Origin of the sequence: Streptomyces prunicolor, assembly GCF_045162825.1 — a bacterium.
GTDB classification, from domain to species: domain Bacteria; phylum Actinomycetota; class Actinomycetes; order Streptomycetales; family Streptomycetaceae; genus Streptomyces; species Streptomyces prunicolor.
On record NZ_CP108676.1, the window covers coordinates 5,865,392 to 5,886,903 of the forward strand.

The 21,512-nt window shown below is 71.3% G+C and carries 20 protein-coding genes; 17 read left to right on the top strand and 3 right to left on the bottom strand.

Annotated features, from left to right (window positions below; all coding sequences use genetic code 11):
- Positions 1-7: 7 nt before the first annotated feature.
- Entirely contained in the window at positions 8-265 is a 258-nt protein-coding gene (locus OG588_RS27065) for a type II toxin-antitoxin system Phd/YefM family antitoxin (protein ID WP_189263334.1), read from the bottom strand.
- A gap of 79 nt (positions 266-344) precedes the next feature.
- The gene (locus OG588_RS27070; RefSeq protein WP_405949561.1) at positions 345-1,553 is read right to left on the bottom strand and encodes a pyridoxal phosphate-dependent aminotransferase; all 1,209 of its coding nucleotides are present in this window, start codon (positions 1,551-1,553) and stop codon (positions 345-347) included.
- A 906-nt stretch (positions 1,554-2,459) separates the two neighbouring features.
- Here OG588_RS27070 and OG588_RS27075 point away from each other — a divergent pair.
- The 10 genes from OG588_RS27075 (at position 2,460) to kynU (ending at position 12,668) form a co-directional block, all read left to right on the top strand.
- Positions 2,460-3,014, top strand: coding sequence for a DUF2617 family protein (locus tag OG588_RS27075; RefSeq protein WP_405949562.1), 555 nt, complete (start codon positions 2,460-2,462; stop codon positions 3,012-3,014).
- Between the two features lie 92 nt (positions 3,015-3,106).
- The gene (locus OG588_RS27080) at positions 3,107-4,708 is read left to right on the top strand and encodes a polyamine aminopropyltransferase (RefSeq protein ID WP_405949563.1); all 1,602 of its coding nucleotides are present in this window, start codon (positions 3,107-3,109) and stop codon (positions 4,706-4,708) included.
- A 298-nt stretch (positions 4,709-5,006) separates the two neighbouring features.
- Entirely contained in the window at positions 5,007-5,819 is an 813-nt protein-coding gene (locus tag OG588_RS27085) for an SRPBCC domain-containing protein (protein ID WP_405949564.1), read from the top strand.
- Between the two features lie 50 nt (positions 5,820-5,869).
- A complete protein-coding gene (locus OG588_RS27090) occupies positions 5,870-6,658 on the top strand; it encodes an aldose 1-epimerase (protein WP_405949565.1) in 789 nt (262 codons plus the stop codon).
- Positions 6,659-6,668: 10 nt separating this feature from the next.
- A complete protein-coding gene (pyrE, locus tag OG588_RS27095; protein WP_405949566.1) occupies positions 6,669-7,217 on the top strand; it encodes an orotate phosphoribosyltransferase in 549 nt (182 codons plus the stop codon).
- A 132-nt stretch (positions 7,218-7,349) separates the two neighbouring features.
- On the top strand, positions 7,350-8,381 hold the full coding sequence (fbaA, locus tag OG588_RS27100) for a class II fructose-bisphosphate aldolase (RefSeq protein ID WP_405949567.1): 1,032 nt from the start codon (positions 7,350-7,352) through the stop codon (positions 8,379-8,381).
- An 87-nt stretch (positions 8,382-8,468) separates the two neighbouring features.
- Positions 8,469-9,944, top strand: a complete 1,476-nt coding sequence (locus OG588_RS27105; protein WP_405949568.1) for an MFS transporter — start codon at positions 8,469-8,471, stop codon at positions 9,942-9,944.
- An 89-nt stretch (positions 9,945-10,033) separates the two neighbouring features.
- On the top strand, positions 10,034-10,447 hold the full coding sequence (locus OG588_RS27110; RefSeq protein ID WP_019063040.1) for a DUF3151 domain-containing protein: 414 nt from the start codon (positions 10,034-10,036) through the stop codon (positions 10,445-10,447).
- 177 nt (positions 10,448-10,624) lie between these two features.
- A complete protein-coding gene (locus OG588_RS27115; RefSeq protein ID WP_366098969.1) occupies positions 10,625-11,464 on the top strand; it encodes a tryptophan 2,3-dioxygenase family protein in 840 nt (279 codons plus the stop codon).
- Entirely contained in the window at positions 11,457-12,668 is a 1,212-nt protein-coding gene (gene kynU, locus OG588_RS27120; RefSeq protein ID WP_405949569.1) for a kynureninase, read from the top strand. Before OG588_RS27115 ends, kynU begins: the two co-directional genes overlap by 8 nt.
- 88 nt (positions 12,669-12,756) lie before the next feature.
- On the opposite strand, the gene OG588_RS27125 is transcribed toward kynU, so the two are convergent.
- Positions 12,757-13,389: a TetR/AcrR family transcriptional regulator gene (locus OG588_RS27125; protein WP_405949570.1), complete on the bottom strand. Its 633-nt coding sequence runs from the start codon at positions 13,387-13,389 to the stop codon at positions 12,757-12,759.
- 240 nt (positions 13,390-13,629) lie between these two features.
- Here OG588_RS27125 and OG588_RS27130 point away from each other — a divergent pair, with 240 nt between their 5' ends.
- The 7 genes from OG588_RS27130 to OG588_RS27160 all read left to right on the top strand — a co-directional run bounded on the left by OG588_RS27130 (position 13,630) and on the right by OG588_RS27160 (position 21,429).
- Complete coding sequence (locus OG588_RS27130; protein WP_405949571.1) at positions 13,630-14,571, top strand: alpha/beta hydrolase family protein; 942 nt, start codon at positions 13,630-13,632, stop codon at positions 14,569-14,571.
- A gap of 311 nt (positions 14,572-14,882) precedes the next feature.
- Positions 14,883-15,860, top strand: coding sequence for an alpha/beta hydrolase (locus tag OG588_RS27135; protein WP_405953225.1), 978 nt, complete (start codon positions 14,883-14,885; stop codon positions 15,858-15,860).
- A 55-nt stretch (positions 15,861-15,915) separates the two neighbouring features.
- On the top strand, positions 15,916-17,133 hold the full coding sequence (locus OG588_RS27140) for an acyltransferase (protein ID WP_405953226.1): 1,218 nt from the start codon (positions 15,916-15,918) through the stop codon (positions 17,131-17,133).
- 10 nt (positions 17,134-17,143) lie between these two features.
- Complete coding sequence (locus OG588_RS27145) at positions 17,144-18,514, top strand: sensor histidine kinase (protein WP_405949572.1); 1,371 nt, start codon at positions 17,144-17,146, stop codon at positions 18,512-18,514.
- A complete protein-coding gene (locus tag OG588_RS27150) occupies positions 18,511-19,215 on the top strand; it encodes a response regulator (protein WP_405949573.1) in 705 nt (234 codons plus the stop codon). The genes OG588_RS27145 and OG588_RS27150 overlap by 4 nt, the downstream gene beginning before the upstream one ends.
- A 157-nt stretch (positions 19,216-19,372) precedes the next feature.
- Positions 19,373-20,764 carry a sensor histidine kinase gene (locus OG588_RS27155; protein WP_405949574.1) on the top strand — a complete coding sequence of 464 codons (1,392 nt, stop codon included), beginning with the start codon at positions 19,373-19,375 and terminating at the stop codon, positions 20,762-20,764.
- Entirely contained in the window at positions 20,761-21,429 is a 669-nt protein-coding gene (locus tag OG588_RS27160; protein ID WP_405949575.1) for a response regulator, read from the top strand. Before OG588_RS27155 ends, OG588_RS27160 begins: the two co-directional genes overlap by 4 nt.
- The last annotated feature ends 83 nt before the right edge of the window (positions 21,430-21,512 follow it).

Below are 21,512 nucleotides of genomic sequence, written 5' to 3' on the forward strand. Positions count from 1 at the left end.
GCGGCCCTTACCCGTCGGTTGCCAGCTCGCGCACGGTGCCGCCGCCGTTTTCCAGTTCGTCGATGGACGCGAGCAGGCGCCGGGCGTTGGCCGGACTGCGCAGCAGGTACGCCGTCTCCTTCAGGGACTCGTAGTCCTCAAGGGAGACGATGACGACCGGCTCATGTCCGGCCCGGGTGATGACGACCTCTTCGCGGTCGTCGGTGACGGAGTTGAGCACCTCGGCGTACCGCGCGCGCGACTCGGAATACGTCATGGTCTTCACGATCGAACCTCCTTCCACGTACAGGAAATTGTACGTCGGTCCCTGCGGTGCAGGCAAGCGCCGGAACGGCGGACGACGGTCAGCCCGCGAATGCCTTGCGGAGCCGCCCCACCGCTTCCTCCAGCACACTCACCTTCTTGCAGAACGCGAACCGTACGAAGGGCGCGCCCTCCTCCCGGTGGTCGTAGAAGACCGCGTTCGGGATGGCGACGACCCCGGCGAGTTCCGGCAGGGCACGGCAGAACGCGAAGCCGTCGCCGTTCTGGGAGAGCTCCGGGCCCAGGGGGCGGATGTCGGTGGTGACGAAGTACGTGCCGGCCGGGCGGAAGACCTCGAAGCCCGCCGCTGCCAGGCCCGTGGCCAGGACGTCCCGCTTGGCCAGCATGTCCGCGCGGAAGGCGGCGAAGTAGGAGTCGGGGAGGGCGAGGGCTTCCGCGACCGCGTACTGGAACGGGCCCGAGGCCACGTACGTGAGGAACTGCTTCGCCGAGCGGACCGCCGACACCAGTCCGGGGGTGCCGGTGACCCACCCGACCTTCCACCCCGTGAACGAGAACGTCTTGCCCGCTGAACCGATCGACACCGTCCGCTCCCGCATCCCCGGGAACGTCACCAGCGGGATGTGCTCGGCCTCGTCGAACACCAGGTGCTCGTACACCTCGTCCGTGATCACCAACAGATTGCGTTCTACGGCGAGTTCGGCGATGGCGGCGAGTTCCTCGCGGGTGAGGACGGTGCCGGTCGGGTTGTGCGGGGTGTTGATGAGGAGGAGGCGGGTGCGGTCGGTGACGGCGGCGCGCAGCTCGTCGAGGTCCAGGCGGAACGCCCCCTCGTGCGGGCGCAGGGTGACCGGTACGCGGGTGCCGCCCGCCATCGCGATGCAGGCCGCGTAGGAGTCGTAGTACGGCTCCAGGGCGATGACCTCGTCGCCGGGTTCGACCAGGGCGAGGAGTGCGGCGGCGATCGCCTCCGTCGCGCCCGCCGTGACCAGGACCTCGGCGTCGGGGTCGTAGGAGAGGCCGTAGCGGCGCTGCTGGTGGGCGGCGATCGCGGTGCGGAGTTCGGGGACGCCGGGGCCCGGCGGGTACTGGTTGCCGCGTCCGTCGCGCAGCGCGCGGACCGCCGCCTCGCGGATCTCCTCGGGGCCGTCCGTGTCGGGGAAACCCTGGCCGAGGTTGATCGACCCGGTCTTCAGGGCGAGCGCGGACATCTCGGCGAAGATCGTGGTCCCGAACTCGGCGAGCCGGCGGTTGAGGAGGGGGCGTGCGGTGGAGGTCATGCCGGTCATCCTGCGCCCAAGCTCTGGAGTTCCTCAACTCTGCTTTGGCAGCTGAGACGACCGGGCATCCCTGTGTCACGCACCACACGAGGCGCCCACGGGGGGCCGCTTCGGGGGAATCGGAAGGAGGGTGACGTCATGGTTTTCGGCATCATCCTGGCGGTTGCGATTGTCGCAGTGGCATTGGTAGGAGCGGTCGTGAACGCGGCGCGCGAGGACAAGCCCGTCAAGCTCGGCAAGGGATCGGGGCGGCGGTGCGGGTCCTACGGCGGTAGCGCCGCCGGTACGAGCAGCAGCTGGTGGGCCGGGGACGGGGGGACGTCGTCCTCGGGCGGCGGGCACTCCGGCGGGCATCACGGGGGCGGTCACCACTCCTGCGGCGGCGGGCACTCGTCCTGTGGCGGTGGCTCGTCGTGCGGCGGGGGGTCGTCCTGCGGGGGTGGCGGCGGCTGCGGCGGGGGCAGCTGACACCGGGCGGGCGAGCGGACGCGGTGACAGCTGGCACGGGGCGGCTGAGCGGACGCGGTGACAGCTGACACGGGGCAGCTGAGCATCGCGAACGCTAGTCGAACGGGGGTCGTACGGGGGTCGTGGCGCCCGTCGGGAGATCGCTCCCGGCGGGCGCTCCGGCGCGCGCCTGACACGCCTGGGCGTACGCCTTGGTTGAACAGTTGAGCTGTGCAGCCCCCTGAGGGATGGAAACCCCACGAAGTTGGGTAAAAACGCTGTGGTGGCGCCACCGCTCATGATTCCCTCTACAACACCAACGCAGCCCCAACGCAACCCCTCGGGCGCCTGCAGACACCTTCTCCTTACTGGGCTGACCAGGCCGATGTCCTGGTGTCGGCCGGGGTGTGCCGGACCCCCACACCTCCCCTCACCTCCCCTTTCTTTGCGTGCTAGCGGAGCCGATCCATGCTCACGACCCTGAAGACCTCCTACACCGATACGCGCGCGGCCGACCTCGCCTGGACGCTGGGGCGCGAGCCGCTTCCCGCCCTGGCCACGCTCGATCTCGAACTGGCCGGTGCGAAGCTCCAGTTGAGACTGCTCGGCGCGTCCCACCAGGTACTCCTGGACGAGGAGCGGGGCTGCTGTTCGGAGACGGTCGCGTGCATCCCGGGTTCCAGTACGCCGTTGCCGCTCGGGGTGGCCAAGCGGGTCGGCGACTGGGAGTACGAGTTCGCGGCCCGGGTCGAGGTGCTGTCCCCGGGGCAGTTCGCGGGCCGCGCCCAGGAACTGCTGGCCCTCGTCGCCGACCATCCCAACGGCCTGGCCGGGGTCTTTCCCGGCAGCCCGCACGCCTTCACCGCGATGCTCGCCCAGCGGCACGAGGGGCAGGTGCACTGGCGCACCTGGCACGCCTATCCGCAGGACGGGCAGCTCGTGGCGACCCGGACTCGGGTGGGGGTGCGGGTACCTGTGCCGGTTCCTGTGCCGGTGGGGCATGCCGTGCCCTCGCCTGTATGAGCTGTGTGGCCGACACCGACCCCCGCCGGTGTAAACACATTCCACACGTGTGGGTGACGAAGCGTGCCCATCATGTGACGTAACGTCGCAGCGTGATCGAACCGCACGCGCCGGCCCGGCCGGGTACCCAGCCACCGTGGGCAGGCCCCGCGCGGCTGCCCGTACGGCCGGGCACGGGCCGGTTCCTGGTGCTCGCGGGCGTCTTCGTCTGCGCGGCCTGCGGACTCGTGTACGAACTCGAACTCGTCGCCCTCGCCTCGTACTTGATCGGCGACTCGGTCACCCAGGCGTCCGTCGTCCTGTCCGTCATGGTGTTCGCGATGGGCATCGGCTCGCTCGGCGCGAAACGGCTGCGCTGGCACGCGGCGGCCGGCTTCGGCGCGGTCGAGGCGGCGCTCGCGCTGATCGGCGGGTGCAGCGCGATGGCCCTGTACGCGGTCTTCGCCTGGACCGGGAACTGGGGCGGGTTGTGGGCGCAGGGCCCGCGCTGTCTCCTGGTCGCCTTCTCGCTCGCCATCGGGCTGCTGATCGGCGCGGAGGTTCCGCTGCTGATGGAGCTGATCCAGCGGATCCGGCGGCAGGACGCGGGGGGTGCGGTCGCCGATCTGTTCGCGGCGGACTATGTCGGTGCGCTGGTGGGTGGCCTGGCGTTTCCCTTTCTGTTGCTGCCCTTCCTGGGACAGCTGACCGGCACCCTGCTCACCGGCACGGTCAATGTGGTCGCCGGTGGGTGTCTGGTCCTGGGGTTGTTCCGGCGTGACCTGACCCGGCGGGGGCGCTGGCTGCTGGTGATCGCCAACCTCACCGTGCTCGGGCTGCTCGCCTCCGCCGCCGTACTGGTCGACGACTTCGAACGGGCCGCGCGGCAGGCCGTCTACGGCAAGGACGTCCGGGTCGCGCTGCAGACCGACGTCCAGGAGGTCGTCCTCACCGGCGGCGACCACGGTCGGCCTCTTGATCTTTTCCTCGACGGGCGGCTTCGGGTCAGCGGGCGGGACGAGCGCAGGTACCACGAGGCGCTCGTCCGGCCCGCGATGAACGGGCCGCACGCGCGCGTGCTCGTGCTTGGGGGTGGGGACGGGCTCGCGGCGCGGGAAGTACTGCGTCATCGGGGTGTGCGTCGCGTCGACATCGTCGAACTCGACGCGGGCGTCGTTCGGTTGGCCCGGCAGGATCCTGCTCTGTCCGGTTTGAATGGTCACGTCTACGACGATCCGCGCGTCCACGTGACTACGGGCGACGCCTTCGACCTGCTGCGCGGGGTCCGCCCGGGGTCGTACGACGTGGTCATCGCGGATCTTCCGGATCCGGGCATCACCGCGAGTACGAAGCTGTACTCCCAGGAGTTCTACGGGCTTGCGCGTCGTGCTCTCGCCGATCGGGGGCGGCTGGTCGTGCACGGTGGGCCTGTCGCCTCGCGGCGCCATGTCTTCTGGACGGTGGTCGCGACGATCCGTGCGGCTGGGCTTCATCCCGTTCCGTACCGGGTGGGGGGCCGCGCCTCGGGGTTCGCGGCGGGGCCCGATCGGGCTACCGGGGCGTCTCGGGCTCCGGGGGACTGGGGGTTCGTGCTGGCGACTCGGGGGGTGGCGCCTGCGGAGCCGGGGCCGGGGCTGGCGAGCGAGGAACGGGCGGCGGAGCGGACGCGGGTGGCGGGGGTGGCGGCTTCTACGTTGGTGCATCCGCGGTACTGATGGTGGGTGGGCGTCGTGCAGGTGTGTGGGTGGGCCCGCGCGGGTGTGTGGGTGGGTCGGGGTCGTGGCGGTACGGCGAGCCCGCCGCTGGTCGGGCCCCTCTGGTGTTGTCAGAGTCGAACGGGTTGGTGCCGGGTACGCGGCGGGCTGCGCCGTACCGCCACGACCCGCTCCCGTTCGTCGGCGGCTGCGGGCCTGTGGGGGCGCGCCTTTTGTGCAGGGGTGCTCGCACGAACACGGGCGCACTTAAGGGCAACGACAGGTGTAGCCCCGGTCAACCTAGGTAGGCTCGGCAAGCATGGAGCATGAGGTGCACGTTCCGGTTTCCGCCGAGCGACTGCGGGCCGCGCTGGGCGACCCCGTCCGGGTCGCGCACGCCCTTCCCGGCTTTCAGCAGGACGCCGGTACCGAACCCGTCGCCGGGCGCCTGAAGGTGCGGATCGGCAGTCACTCCATCACCTACCGGGGGGCTGTCCGCGTCTCCGCGCAGGACGACGGTACGTATGCCGTCGAGGGGGACGCGACCGAAGCTCGCGGCACCGGTTCCGTGAAACTCGCGCTCACGTTGCGCGTTCGCGAATCCGACGGTGGCTGCACCCTCACCTTCGACGGTACGGCGACGGCGGACGGCCGGATCACCGAACTGGCGCCGGACGCGGTGCGGGGGGCGGCGACCCGGCTGCTGGATCGCTTCGCGGAGAGCCTGGGGGCGGACGTGGACGAGCCTGAACAGCCCCAACCCGCGGATCCCACCCCGGAGTTCGAGACTGAGCCCTCGCCCCTCGATCCGCTGCCGGCCGACGACATCGATGACACCGTGGACGATATTGACGACACCGTCGCCGACATCGGTGGCCTGGACGAACCTCACGTCTCCGAGACCTTCGCCGACGTCCCGGAGCTTCCCGCCGAAGCCGCTCACGCCCGCCGCACGATGATCGGGCGCAGCGCGGAGGAGGTCGACCACGCGCCGCCGCGCGGGCGGTACGCCCCCGTTCCCGCCCCGCAGACCGTGTCGGCGAACGCCACCCTTCGCTGGGCGGCCCCCGCGGCCGCACTGGTTCTCGCCTCGGCGATCGTGGTCAACAGGGTCCTGCGCAAACGCCGTTGAGTTGAAGGGTCGGCGCCCTTCGCTTTCGATCAGCCCAGTAGGGTCGTGCCGTGAGTAACGAAGAGATCACGCTGACCGCGGGCGACGCGGAAGTGACGGTGCAGCCGGGCAACGGCGGCCGTATCGGAGGGCTCCGCGTCGGCGGCACCGAACTGCTGCGCCAGGGCGAGCGGTTCGGGTGCTTCCCGATGGTTCCCTGGTGCGGCCGGATCCGCGACGGGCGATTCCGGGACGGTACGACCGTCCGGCAGATGCCCCTCAACTCCCCGCCGCACGCCATCCACGGCACCGTCCGCGACGGCGCCTGGCGCACCGCCCGCAGGTCGGCCGACGAGGCGGTCATCACGTACGACCTGGTCGAGCCCTGGCCCCACCCGGGCCGCGTCACCCAGGTCGTCGCGCTGACCGGGGACGCCCTGAAGCTCACCATGGCGGTGGAGGCGTACGGCGACTCGTTCCCGGCGCAGATCGGCTGGCACCCGTGGTTCCACCGGAACCTCGGCGGCGAGGACGTGACCGTCGACTTCAGCCCCGCCTGGCAGGAGGAGCGCGGCGACGACCACCTCCCCACCGGCAAGCGCATCGACCGTGAGCCCGGCCCCTGGGACGACTGTTTCGGCATGCCCGGTGGTGTGGACGTCACGCTGACCTGGCCGGGGCAGCTGGAGTTGAAGGTGACGAGCCCGGAGGAGTGGGTCGTCGTCTACGACGAGCAGGAGGCCGCTGTGTGCGTGGAACCGCAGACCGGGCCGCCGAACGGGCTCAACACCCTGCCCCGCCTCGTCACCCCGATCGAGCCGCTCGAAGCCACGATGACCTGGAGTTGGACGCGCCTCTAAGCTGGGCGGCATGACGGACGTACGCGGCGTGGTGCTGCAGCAGATCAAGGACAAGGCCGTGGTGCACGGCAAGGTGACCCTGTCGTCGGGGCTTGAGGCCGACTACTACATCGACCTCCGCCGCGTGACCCTCGATGGGGAAGCCGCTCCGCTCGTCGGGCAGGTGCTGCTGGATCTGACCGCCGACCTCGACTTCGACGCGGTCGGCGGGCTGACCATGGGCGCCGACCCGGTCGCCACGTCGATGGTGCACGCCGCCGCCGCGCGCGGGCGCAAGCTGGACGGCTTCGTCGTGCGCAAGGCCGCGAAGGCCCACGGCATGCAGCGTCAGGTGGAGGGGCCGGAGATCGCGGGCCGCCGGGTACTGGTCGTCGAGGACACCTCCACCACCGGTGACTCCCCGCTCACCGCCGTCGAGGCCGTGCGCAAGGCCGGTGCGGAGGTCGTCGGCGTCGCGACCATCGTGGACCGGGCGACCGGTGCCGCCGAGAAGATCGAGGCGGGTGCCGGGGTGCCGTATCTCTTCGCCTACTCCAAGGACGAGCTGGGCCTGGACTGACCGCCCACTCTCAGCATCCGGCCGCGTCTGGAAAGATGGGGCCGACGATGACGTCGCACCCAAGGTCTAGGTCAGGGCCGTAGTACGCAGATCGCGAAGATCGCCAACCCGCACATCCCAAGGAGCGGACAGATGCCCATCGCAACCCCCGAGGTCTACAACGAGATGCTCGACCGGGCGAAGGCAGGCAAGTTCGCCTACCCGGCCATCAATGTGACCTCGACCCAGACCCTGCACGCTGCGCTGCGCGGCTTCGCGGAGGCCGAGAGCGACGGCATCGTCCAGATCTCCACGGGTGGCGCCGAGTTCCTGGGCGGCCAGTACGCCAAGGAGATGGTCACGGGTTCCGTGGCCCTGGCCGAGTTCGCGCACATCGTCGCCGAGAAGTACCCGGTCACGGTCGCGCTGCACACCGACCACTGCCCCAAGGACAAGCTCGACGGCTACGTACGCCCGCTGATCGCCGTCTCCGAGGAGCGCGTGAAGGCCGGCGGCAACCCGCTGTTCCAGTCCCACATGTGGGACGGCTCGGCGGAGACCCTCGCCGACAACCTCGCCATCGCGCAGGAACTGCTGGCCCGCGCGGCCGCCGCGAAGATCATCCTTGAGGTGGAGATCACCCCGACCGGCGGCGAGGAGGACGGTGTCTCGCACGAGATCAACGACTCCCTCTACACCACGGTCGAGGACGCGATCCGTACGGTCGAGGCGCTCGGCCTCGGCGAGAAGGGCCGCTACCTGCTGGCCGCGTCGTTCGGCAACGTGCACGGCGTCTACAAGCCGGGCAACGTCGTGCTCCGCCCCGAGCTGCTCAAGGAGCTGAACGAGGGCGTCGCCGCGAAGTACGGCCAGCCGGCCGGCAGCAAGCCGTTCAACTTCGTCTTCCACGGCGGTTCCGGCTCCACGCCGGAGGAGATCGCCACCGCGCTGGAGAACGGCGTCGTGAAGATGAACCTCGACACCGACACCCAGTACGCGTTCACGCGCCCGGTCGCGGACCACATGCTGAAGAACTACGACGGTGTCCTGAAGGTCGACGGCGAGGTCGGCTCCAAGAAGACCTACGACCCGCGCACCTGGGGCAAGCTCGGCGAGGCGTCGATGGCGGCGCGCGTCACCGAGGCGTGCTCCCACCTGCGCTCCACGGGCACGAAGATCAAGTAACCGTCTCTTCGAGGCGTTCACGAGGGTTTGTGGCGCCCTTTTCGCGAGCCCGGTGCTACGGCACCGGGCTCGTTGTATACCTGGGGCATGTCCTCCGACGTCCGGCTCGCCTCGCCCCAGGGCAAGTGGATCCTGCTGACCACGGTCCTCGGCTCCAGCATGGCCATGGTCGACTCCACCGTCGTCAACGTCGCCCTGCCGCGCATCGGCCGCGACTTCGGCGCCGACCTGGCCGCCCTCCAGTGGACGGCCAACGCGTACATGCTCACGCTGGCCGGTCTGATCCTCCTCGGCGGTTCGCTCGGGGACCGCTACGGCCGCCGCAAGGTCTTCGTCCTGGGTGTTGTGTGGTTCGCGGGGGCCTCGCTGCTGTGCGGGCTCGCGCCCAATGTGGGTGTCCTGGTCGCCGCGCGCGCGTTGCAGGGCATCGGCGGCGCGCTCCTCACCCCCGGCTCCCTCGCCCTCATCCAGGCCTCCTTCCACCCCGACGACCGGGCCAGGGCGGTCGGCCTGTGGTCCGGCTTCGGCGGTATCGGCGCGGCGATCGGGCCGTTCCTGGGCGGCTGGCTGGTGGACGGCCCCGGCTGGCGCTGGGTGTTCCTGATCAACGTGCCGTTGGCGCTGGCGTGCGTCCCCATCGCCGTACGACACGTCCCCGAGTCGGCGGACGGCCGTAAACACGGAAGCTTCGACGTACTGGGCGCGGCCCTTGGCGCGGTGGCGCTCGCGCTGGTGACGTACGCGCTGATCGAGGCGCGGAACGGTTCGCTGGTGGTCGCGCTGACCGCCGTCGCGGGCGTGGCCGCGGGGATCGCCTTCGTCTACGTCGAGAAGCGCCGCCCCGATCCGATGATGCCGCCGGGCATCTTCGCGTCGCGCCAGTTCACGGCGGTCAACCTCGTCACCCTCTGCGTCTACGCGGCCTTCGGCGGCTTCTTCTTCCTCACCGCGCTCCAACTCCAGGTCGTGGCGGGCTACTCGGCGCTCCAGGCCGGCACGGCTCTCCTCCCGACGACCGCCCTGATGCTCCTGTTCTCGGCCCGCTCGGGCGAACTGGCCCAGCGGATCGGCCCCCGCATCCCCCTCACGGTCGGCCCCCTGCTGTGCGCGGCAGCGATGCTGCTGATGCTGCGCGTCGGCCAGGACGCCTCGTACCTGGCCGATGTCCTGCCCGCCCTGTTGGTGATGGGCACCGGCATGGTCACCCTGGTCGCCCCCCTCACCGCCACGGTCCTCGCCTCCGTCGACACCGCCCGCGCGGGCCTGGCCAGCGGCATCAACAACGCGGCGGCCCGTGCGGCCGGCCTCATCGCGGTGGCCGCGCTGCCGCTGCTGGCGGGGATGGGGCCGGAGGCGTACCGGTCGGCGGGTGCCTTCGACCATGCCTTCAACCGGGCGATGCTGTGGTGCGCGGGGGTTCTGGTGGTGGGGTCGGTGGTGGCTTTCGCGACCGTACGCCGTCCAGCACCGGACTGCCGTCGGCCGGAGTGCCTCACGCACGGGTCGATCACGGCTCCGCCGTTGGAGCCACAGGTGGGGAAGGGGCGGCTGGAGGCGGAGTAGGGGAGTAGGGGGCGTTGGCGGGCGGCGGTGAGACGTCCGGCGGCGACGGGATGCCAGGCAATCGCCGCCCCTAAGGGAGACTGGAACCCATGACGATTCACGAGAACCTCCTCGGGGGACCGCCCCCGACCCACCTCCCCGAAGACCCCGGGCCGCGCGACCTCCTCGCGAGTGGTGCGACGCCCGCCGATGTCGCCGCGAAGTACCCGACCTCCTCGCTGGCCTGGGCGCTGTTGGCCGACGACGCGTTCGAGCGGGGGAGTGTCGTGGAGTCGTACGCCTATGCGCGTACGGGTTACCACCGCGGGCTGGACTCCCTGCGGCGCAACGGATGGAAGGGGCACGGACCGGTGCCCTGGGAGCACGAGCCGAACCGTGGGTTCCTGCGGGCCCTGCACGGCCTCGCGCGGGCCGCGCAGGCGATCGGGGAGCAGGAGGAGTACGCGCGGTGCAGCCAGTTCCTGAAGGACTCCTCGCCCACGGCGGCCCAGACGCTGGGCTAGTCCCGTAGTCCCGTAGTCCCGTAGTGCGTGGGTATTGATGCAGGTCCGCCTGGTGTGACCAGGCGGACCTTGCGGTCTCGGGGGACGATTGGGGAGGATGCCCGGTGGGGACCGGGGCCACCGTGTCGATAACGGCAGGGGCGGACCGCTACCCGGAGTACGCATCAGGAGACAGCGATGTCCCAACCGGCTCAGGAAACTCAGGAGCCCGAGGCCCCGCATCTCGACTTCCAGGGGACGACCCCCTACGAGGACTACGTCCAGGCCGACGTCCTCACCCACCTCCAGCACACCCGCTCCGACGACCCCGGCGAGATGGTCTTCCTCGTCACCACCCAGGTCATGGAGCTGTGGTTCACCGTCATCGTCCACGAGTGGGAGACCGCCGCGCGGGCCCTGCGCGAGGACCGGGTGCCGGTCGCGATCGACGCGCTGAAGCGTTCCGTACGGGAACTCGACGCGCTCAACGCCTCCTGGCGGCCCCTCGGCCAGCTCACGCCGGCCCAGTTCAACTCCTACCGTGCCGCCCTCGGCGAGGGCTCCGGCTTCCAGTCCGCGATGTACCGCCGGATGGAGTTCCTGCTCGGCGAGAAGTCCGCGTCCATGCTCGTCCCGCACCGCGGAGCACCGCGCGTGCACGCCGAGTTGGAGAAGGCCCTGCACGAACCAAGCCTCTACGACGAGGTGTTGAGGCTCCTCGACCGGCGCGGGCACGCCGTTCCCGAGGCCGTACTGACGCGTGACGTGACGCTGCGGTACGAGCCGTCGGAGGCCGTCGAGGAGGTGTGGACCGCCCTCTACTCCGGTGACGCGGATGCCGAACTCGCCCGGCTCGGCGAGGCGTTGACCGATGTCGCCGAACTGGTGTGGCGATGGCGCAACGACCATCTCGTCGCCACCCGGCGCGCGATGGGCGCCAAGACCGGGACCGGCGGCTCCGCCGGAGTGGCCTGGCTGGAGAAGCGGGCCCAGAAGAACGTGTTCCCCGAGCTGTGGACGGCGCGGTCTCATGTCTGAACTTGCCGCAGAAGCAGAGAAGTTGGACGCCATCGACGAACTGGCGGGCGTGCGTGCGCAGTTCGCCCTCGATGACGTTGTGTATCTCGACGGGAACTCGCTCGGCGCGCTGCCGGTCGGTGTTCCCGGGCGGGTCGAGGACGTCGTACGGCGTCAGTGGGGCGAGTTGCGGATCCGGTCCTGGGGCGAGAGCGGATGGTGGACCGCGCCCGAGCGGATCGGTGACCGGATCGCTCCGCTGGTCGGGGCGGCGGCCGGGCAGATCGTCGTCGGCGACTCCACAAGTGTCAATGTCTTCAAGGCACTTGTGGCTGCTGTGCGGATGACGGCCGGATCGGGGCGGGACGAGATCGTCGTCGATGCCACCACCTTTCCTACCGACGGGTACATCGCTGAGTCGGCGGCCCGGATGACCGGGTGCACGCTGCGGCCGGTGGCTCCGGCCGAGGTGCCGGGCGCGCTCGGCGAGCGTACGGCGGCGGTGCTCCTCAACCACGTCGACTACCGCACCGGTCGGCTGCACGACCTGCCCGCGCTCACGGCCGCGGTGCACACGGCGGGCGCCGTGGTCGTCTGGGACCTGTGCCACAGCGCGGGCGCGCTGCCGGTCGGGCTCGACGAACACGGGGTCGACCTCGCGGTCGGCTGCACCTACAAGTACCTGAACGGCGGCCCGGGTTCGCCCGCGTATCTGTATGTGCGGCGGGAGGTGCAGGGGCGCTTCGACTCGCCGCTCCCGGGCTGGAACTCGCACGCCGAGCCCTTCGGTATGCGCTCCGAGTACGAACCCGCCACCGGAGCCCTGCGCGGGCGCGTGGGCACGCCGGACATCCTGTCCATGCTCGCCCTCGAAGCCGCCCTCGATGTGTGGGACGGCGACGGAGACGGCGAGGGCGTCTCGATCGGGGCGGTTCGTGCCAAGTCCCTTGCCCTGACGGACTTTTTCCTGACGTGCGTGGGGGCGTACGTCCCCGCCGGGCGGGTGGAGTCGGTGACTCCGGTGGCCCACGCGGAGCGCGGCAGCCAGGTCGCGCTGCGGTGCGAGGGCGCCGGGGACGTGATGAAGCGGCTGATCGAGCGGGGCGTGGTCGGCGACTTCCGGCATCCCGACGTGCTGCGGTTCGGATTCACGCCGTTGTACGTGGGGTTCGGGGATGTGGAGCGGGCGGCCCGGGTGCTGGGCGCTTCGCTGGAAGAGCAGTGATGAACCGCCGGCCGGTGGGGGCTGGTCGCGCCCACGCGGCGGAGCCGCATATCGACACAGCCCCGCGCCCCTTCGGGGCGCTGTCGACCTAGCCCATCAGCCGCTGACCGTGCACATACACCCCTGCCACGGCGGCGGCCCGCGCGGCGAGCGCGGCCCGCTCCGCGGCGGGGGCGTCCGGGGCGGTGCCGGTGGTCAGCAACTCGTAGTAGAGGGGCGCCGATACGGCCCGTACGACCTGAGAGGGATCGGTTCCGGCGGGCAACTCCCCTCGTGCTACGGCCTGTTCGACACAGGGCGCCCACTCGGTGACCTGCGCTTCGTAGAAGTGGCGCAGGGCTGCGGCCGTACGGGCGTCGCAGGTCGCGGCGGCGATGACGGCGCGAAACAGGGCGCCCCGGCGGGGATCGGCGAGCGTGCGCTGCACCAGCAGGGCGCCCGCCCGCAGGTCGCCGAGCAGTGAACCCGTCTCCTCGCGCGGCAGCGACTGTTCGGCCATGTCGACGAGGAGGTCCGCGACCAGCGCGGGCACCGAACCCCAGCGCCGGTACACCGTGGTCTTGCCGACCTCCGCCCGCCGGGCGACGTCCGAGAGGTCGAGCCGGTCGACACCGCGCTCGGCCAGCACGTCACCCGCGGCCCGCAGTACGGCCGTACGTACGCGTGCCGTGCGGCCACCGGGGCGCAGGGTGCCGGGTTCGGGTTCTGCGTCGGGGGACATGATGGGCTCCTGAGGGTGCTGATTCGGTGCCGTGACGGGCACGGCGTCAGCGTAACGAAACAGCAGAACCGTTTAACCCTCACCCAGCGTGACATCCGCGTGTCCGCGCACGTCACCGGCCTGGTAGCGTCCCGCCAACGGCCGCAATCTTCCCCAGGTCCGCAACATCCGAACCGTCCAAATCCTCCCCCAGTGCCGAAAGCCTGGGAGGTGCCCCCATCGTCGCTGAGAGGTTGGAGCATGCCGGACGACGCAGCCGCACGTGCCGTCGCAGAAGAGGAGTCGGCCTTCTCGCACCCCGCCGTCGACCCCGACAGCACCGCCGCGTACGGCGACCACCCCGACCAGGTGATCGACTTCTACGCCCCGCGCGGCGAACGCTTGCCGGGCGAGGCTCCACCCCTGGTCGTAGTACTGCACGGGGGCGCGTGGCGCGCCCCGTACGACCGCCGACACATCACCCCGTTCGCGGACTTCCTGGCGCGACGGGGCTTCGCGGTGGCCAACGTCGAGTACCGGCGGGGGCCTGCGAGTCCTGCCGCAGGCACCTCAATTCCCGCGCAGGGCAGCGCGATTGGCTCCGCGATTGGCTCCGCGGAGGGTGCTGCCGGGGGCCCGGTCGCGGGGCGCTGGCCGGACACCTTCGACGACGTCGCCGCCGCGCTGGACGCGCTCCCCGCGCTCGTACGGGAGGCGTTGCCGCAGGCCGATCCGCGCCGCACGGTGATCACCGGGCACTCGGCGGGCGGTCACCTCGCGCTGTGGGCGGCGGCCCGGCACGTCCTCCCGAAGGACGCCCCCTGGCGCACCGACGCCCCCGCCGCGCTGCGCGGCGTGATCGCCCTCGCCCCGATCGCCGACTTCACGGTCGCCGAGAAGCTGGCGGTGTGCGACGGAGCGGCCGCTCAACTCCTGGGCGGCGAAGCCAAGTTCGCCGAGCGCCTGCCGTACGCGGACCCCACGCTCCTGCTCCCCACCGGCATCGCCACCACCCTCGTCCAGGGCCGCGCCGACCTCGTCGTCCCGCAGGCGGTCGCCGAGTCCTACGCGGACGCGGCGGCGAAGTCCGGCGAGGTCGTCGGCCTCACGCTGCTGGAGGACGTCGGTCACTTCCCGCTGATCGACCCGGCGGCAGACGCGTGCGCGGTGGTGGCGGAGGAGATCGCACAGCTGGCGTGGTGAGCGGCCGGGGGAGTGGTGGGGGGCTGGTGGGTGGCTGCCGGTTGTCGGTCGGTCCTCCCGGTCATACCCGTAATACCTGAGAGCTACGACGCAGGTGAGCTCCCTGGCGTGACGCGGACGACGTGCCCCGATCCGTAATTTTCCTTCCAGATGAGCCCGGCGGTCGGCCGGGCGGACCGGGAGGGGAGACGGGGATGAGGGCGGGGACGGGGCTCGATGCGGGGGTGGCGCTCGGCACGGGGACGGCGCTCGGGTCGGGGGTGGCCGAGGTGGCAACTGACGAGCTGGGTAAGGAAGTTGCCGAGGCTGCCATGCCGCGGGCGAGCAGGCGTCGCCGTACCGGCAGATGGCGTCGTGCCCTGCTTGCCGCGTTCGTCACCGGTGCCGTGGTGATCCCCCTCTCGGCCGCGGCGCAGCCGGAGATCCCCGCGCCGGTGCCTGCCGTCCTTCCTCCGCTCACGGCGGGCACGTTGGACGAGGTGTATGCCGCCAACCGGGCCAATGCCGCCGAGGCGTCCCGGATGGCCGGCGCCGACGGCGACGACCGTCGTGCGGCGGCGGACCGTGGGATGGCCGATCCGGATCGTGACTTCCTCGCGTTCGACGGCCGCGGATCAGGTCAAGCGACCGAAGTCTTCGGCGACTTGGCGCACGCCGACCGCGTGGCCGTCCTGGTCCCGGGTTCGGACACCACGCTCGACACCTACGACCGCTTCCGCGCGACCGCGCTCAACCTGCACCGCCAACTGACCCGGGAGGCCCCCAACTCCCGTACAGCGGTGGTGTCCTGGCTCGGTTACCTCACCCCGCGCACGGTGAGCAGCACCGTCCTGGCGCCGACCAGAGCGGACCAAGCGGCCCCACACCTACGGGAGTTCATACGACAGCTGCACACCATCACCGGTCGCGAGGCGCACCTCACGCTGGTGTGCCACTCGTACGGCACGGTCGTCTGCGGCCGGTCCGCCCCCGGTCTGGCCGTGTCCGACATCGCCCTGATCGGCAGCCCCGGTACGGGAGTTGACTCCGCCGCCGGCCTGCACACCCCGGCCCGCGTCTGGGCGGCACGCGGCGCCGACGACTGGGTCGGCGGTGTCCCGCACGTCAGCGCGGACCTGTTCGGCACGACCGTCGGCTTCGGCACCGACCCGGTGTCCCCGGTGTTCGGCGCCCAGGTCTTCGCGGCCGGCGACGTCGGCCACAGCGACTACTTCACCCCGGGCACGGCCTCCCTGGCCAACCTCGCCCGGATCGTCCTGGGCGAGACCTCGGAGGTCACCCATGCGTGAGCAGACCCTGAGCCACATGACGGACGGGACACGGCGGATACGGCGGGTACAGCGGATGCGGCAGATACGGCTCGACACTGATCGCATACGGCGCGGCGCCGCCCGCGTCGACGCCACCACCCCGCCCGGCCGGGACCGTGCCGTGGACGCCCTGCGCGCCTTCGCGATCCTCGGTGTCGTCCTGGGCCACTGGCTGGTGACGGCACTGATCGCGGACAGCGGCACGTTGCACACGGCCAGCCCGTTGCAGGCCATGCCGTGGCTGGCGCCCATCTCCTGGGTGTTCCAGACGCTGGCGGTGTTCTTCCTGGTGGGCGGGCATGTGGCGACCCGTGGTTACGCCTCCGCGCGGGCCCGGGGCGCGACGTACCGTCAATGGCTGACCGGCCGACTGTCCCGGCTGTTCAGGCCTGCGGCAGCCGTCCTCACCCTGTGGACGGTGACGGCCGTCGCGCTGCTCCTGTCCGGCACGGACTTCGAAACGGTCCGCACCCTGGTCAAGTTGGCGCTGTCACCGCTGTGGTTCCTGGTCGTGTTCGCGGGGCTGACGGCGGCCACTCCGCTCCTGACCCGGCTGAACCCGCTGTGGCCGCTGGCCGTCGTACTGCACGTGGACCTGATCCGTTTCGGGCTGGGCGGCCCGTCCTGGCTCGGCTGGGTGAACGTGGCGGCCGGCTGGCTGGTGCCGTACACCCTGGGCGCGGCATGGACCCGGGGGGAGTTGGAGCGCGCCCGTGCGGGCTGGGTCCTGCTGGCGGGCGGTGCGGCGGCGACGGCGGCGCTCGTCCTCTGGGCGGGCTACCCGGCGTCGATGGTCGGCGTCCCCGGCGGCACGATCTCCAACCTGGACCCGCCGACCCTGGCCGCCGTCACCTTCGGCCTGGCCCAGTGCGGCCTGGCCCTGCTCCTCCGTGACCGGCTGCGCCGCACGATGCGCCGCCCGCTCGCCTGGTCGGCGGTGGCCCTGGTCAACCTCTCCGCGATGACGATCTTCCTCTGGCACCAGACAGCCCTGATGGCCACCACGGCCACGACCATCCCCGCGGGCCACCTCCTCGGCCTGCACACCCGCCCCGACGACCTGACGTGGGTCGCGGCCCGAGTGGCCTGGCTCCCGGTGTTCGCACTGGCCCTGACGATCTGCTGGACGGCGTTCAGGACATACGAACAGGATCCGCGCCCGCGCACGGTCCGTACCGGCATCCGTACTCGCACCCGCGCCCACATCCGCACCCGCACCCGCATCCGAGCGAAGACCCCTCACCGTGCCTAGGGTTGACCAGATGAACGCAGCCGCCGATGGTGCCGAGCCCCCGCGCACCGCACCCACCCTGTTCCCGGGACACCGCTGGCTGCGTCGCGTCACGTACGTCCTCGTCTCCCTTGCCGCCCTCGGCCTCTCCCTGGCCGGCATGGACGAGACGATGAGCGCGTACGAACTAGGCGTGCCCCAGGGTGTGTTGGCGGGCTTCGGGCAGGGCGTCGCCCTGGTCCTCGCCCTGCGTCGGCCCGTCCCCGCCTGGGCCCTGTCCCTCACCGCGACGGCTGTCACCGCGCTGGCCGCACGTGCGGCCATGGATCCCCACGCCGCTCTGCCCGACGGCTCGTCGCCGGGCCCGGACTGGCCCTGGAGCACCACCGAAATCATCGTCCAGGCCGCCGTGCTCCTGCTCCTGGCGCTGCGCGTACCCACCCGCAGAGCCCTCGCCGCGCTGGCCGGGACCGCGCTGACGACGTTCGTCATCCAAGGGGTGCTCGGCGCCCAGAGCTACTCCTCGACAGGTGCGGTCGCGGTCGCCGTCTGCGCGGTGGCCGTCCTCGTCGGCACCGCCCTGCGCGGTCGCAGCGAGGCCCGTACCCAGCTCGTGGAGCAGGTGACGATCACGGCGGAGGAGCGCAACCGCCGCACCCTCCTGGAGGAGCGCAGCCGTATCGCGCGCGAACTGCACGACGTGGTCGCCCACCACATGTCGGTGATCTCCATCCAGGCCCAAGTGGCGCCCCTCCTGGTCGAGAACCCGTCGGAGGAACTCAAGGAGAACCTCGACGGCATCCGGCAGAACGCCCTGGAAGCCCTCGCCGAACTGCGCCGGGTCCTCGGCGTGCTCCGCTCGGCGAATCCGGAGTACCCCGACGACCCGTACGCCGTGGGCGGCCCCGGCACCGGTGCCGCCCCCGACGCCCCGCAGCCCACCCTGGACCGCCTGGACGCGCTGATCGAGAACACCAGGGCCGCCGGTCTCGACGTACGCAGCGATGTCAGGGGCGAGGCGCGGGCGCTGGCACCCGGCGTGGAGCTGTCGGCGTACCGGATCATCCAGGAGGCGCTCAGCAACGCGCTGCGGCACGCGCCCGGGTCCACGGTCGTCGTCGAGGTCACGCATGGCCCCGAGGGGCTGGAGCTGACGGTCACCAACTCCCGCCCGCAGCAGGCCGCCCCGCCCTCCCCGGGCGCCGGGCACGGTCTGCTCGGGATGCGGGAGCGCGCGACGATGCTCGGCGGACACCTGACCGCGGCGAGAACGTTCCAGGGCGGCTTCACGGTCGTCGCGTTCCTGCCCGGGGACGGTGTCGCACCCCCCGACGAACCCGTTGACCTCGAAGGATCCGCCGTCCCCGAGATCATCTTCCCGACAGGAGACGAGAACCCATGACGAGCGGCACTAGCAGCACCGGTGGCACCAGCAGCACCATCCGCGTACTCATCGCCGACGACCAGCAGATGGTCCGGCAGGGCTTCACCGTGCTGCTCAACGCCCAGCCCGGCATAGAGGTGGTCGGCCAGGCGGTCGACGGCCTGGACGCGGTGGCCAAGGTCGCCGAACTCGCCCCGGACGTCGTCCTCATGGACATCCGCATGCCCGAACTCGGCGGCATCGAGGCCACCCGCCGCATCACCGTCGCGACCCCGCAGATCAAGGTGCTGGTGCTCACCACCTTCGACCTCGACGAGTACGTCTACGAGGCGCTGCGGGCGGGCGCCTCCGGTTTCCTCCTCAAGGACGCGTCCGCCGATCAACTGGCCGAGGCGGTACGGGTGGTGGCGGCCGGCGACGCCCTGCTCGCGCCCGGTGTCACCCGGCGTCTGATCGCCGAGTTCTCCCGGCTGAACGGGACACCGCGCACCCCGCTCAAGTCGCGCGTCGGCGATCTCACCGAGCGCGAGACGGAGGTCCTCGGGCTGATCGCGCAGGGCCTGTCGAACGCGGAGATCGCCGGGCATCTGATCGTCGCCGAACAGACCGTGAAGACCCATGTGGGCCGCATCCTGGTGAAGTTGGGGCTGCGGGACCGTACGCAGGCGGCGGTGTTCGCCTACGAGTCGGGACTGGTGCGGCCGGGCGGCGGCCGCTGAAGCCACGGTGACCACGGGGCAGCCACGGCGACCACGGCAGCCGCCCGAGCCCGCGAAACCAGCCCGTCAGGCATACCCGTAGTACTTGAGACGGACGGCCCAGGACCCTTCTCACAGGTGACGACGGCTACCCGCCCCGCCGCCTACCGTTTTGAATGTGACCGAGACGACCCAGCAGATGCCGCCAGGCGCCGCCGCCAAGCCGCGCAGCCCGGAGTTCAGGCTGGCCGCGGACGCCCTGCGCGGGCTGCGGCAGGACCTGCTCCACGACGCCTTCGCCTACCGCCCGTTGCCCCGCTCCACCGCCGAGGGCCCGCTCACCCGGCGCCTCAAGGGGAGGCAGCGGGAGTACGCGACCTGGAGCCCGCACGCCCTGATCATCGCGGCCGGCCTGCTCGCGATGTTCATCGCCTCGGACAACGGGATCCGCGGCGCGGGCAGCAACACGATCCTCGGCCTGCTCGCCCTGCTGCCGGTGCTGCTGACCATGGTGCGGCCGGTCGGCGCGTTCTGGCTGTCCATGGTCGCCACCCCGGTCGCCACGATGCTGGCGAACGAGTGGGACGACTCGTGGCCGTGGCTGGCCGGCAGTTTTGCCTGTCATCTGTTCGTGCTGACGATCGTGGCCATACGCACCCGGCCGCGCACCGCCGCCTGGATGTGGGCACTGACGGCGGTCTACGGCTTCATCGCCGGCAACGTCTCCGACGGCCGCGCCTTCCGCTCCGACACGGCGCAGGTGCTGTTCAGCTCCGCGCTGGTCCTGCTCGGCGTCGCGGTCTGGCAGATACGCCGCGAGGCCCGGCAGGAGGTGACCGCCCAGCAGACGGTCACGGCGCACGAGCGGTCCCGGCGCACGCTGCTGGAGGAGCGCACGACGATCGCCCGCGAGCTGCACGACGTGGTCGCCCACCACATGTCGGTGGTCGCCATCCAGGCGGAGGCCGCGCCCTACCGCGTGGAGAACCCGCCGCCGGAGCTGGAGCGCGCGTTCGTCACGATCCGGGAGAACGCGGTCGCGGCCCTGACCGAGCTGCGCCGGGTCCTGGGCGTGGTCCGCGCGGAGGACTACGAGGCGCCCGACGCCCCGCAGCCCACCCTCGCCGACATGGACGGACTGCTCGCCAATGTGCGCGACGCCGGCCTGAGCGTCGACAAGGCGGTGACGGGAGCGGTGCGTGAACTCCCGCAGGGCGTCGAACTGTCGGCGTACCGGATAGTGCAGGAGGCGTTGAGCAACACCCTGCGGCATGCGCCCGGTGCGAGTGCCCGCGTCGAGATCGGTTACGTGCTGGGCGGGCTCGGCCTGCGGATAGTCAACGGCCCGATGCCCGAGCCGAGCCTGGTGAAGCCCTCGCCCGGCGCCGGGCACGGCATCACCGGGATGCGCGAGCGGGTCTCCATGCTGAACGGCGAGATGACGACGGCCCCGGCGGACGGCGGCGGCTACGAGGTGACGGTGTTCCTGCCGGTGCCGATGCCGAGCGCGAGCGAACCGGTCCCGAGCGCGAGCGGACCGGCACCGGGTGCGAGAGAAGGTGACGCATGACGATCCGCGTGCTGATCGCGGACGACCAGATGATGGTGCGCGAGGGCTTCTCGGTCCTGCTGGGCGCGATGCCGGACATCGAGGTCGTCGGCGAGGCGGTGAACGGACGCGACGCGGTCGAGCGGGTGCGTGAACTGGCCCCGGACGTCGTGCTGATGGACATCCGTATGCCGGAGATGAACGGTATCGAGGCGACCCGGGAGATCGTCGCCGCGGACGGCGCGGCGAAGGTGCTGGTGCTCACCACGTTCGACCTCGACGAGTACGTGTACCAGGCGCTGCGGGCGGGCGCCTCCGGCTTCCTGCTGAAGGACGCCTCGGCACGTCAACTGGCCGACGGGGTACGGGTGGTGGCGGCCGGTGAGGCGCTGCTGGCGCCGTCCGTCACCAAGCGGCTGATCACGGAGTTCTCGAAGCTGTCCGAGACACCCCGCCTGATGCCGGCCGCGCAGCAGGGGTCGTACGGGGATCTGACCGATCGGGAGACGGAGGTGCTGGTCCTCATCGCACAGGGCTTGTCGAACGGGGAGATCGCCGAGCGGCTGGTGGTCGCCGAGTCGACGATCAAGACCCATGTCAGCCGCGTCCTGGTGAAGTTGGGGCTGCGGGACCGTACGCAGGCGGCGGTGTTCGCGTACGAGGCGAGGTTGGTGAGACCGGGGTAGGGACGGCTCCCCGACCAGCCGTTCCCGCCCGCAGAACAGCTCCTCGTCACCGTGCTCGAACCGGACGAGCCCGCGGTACGACG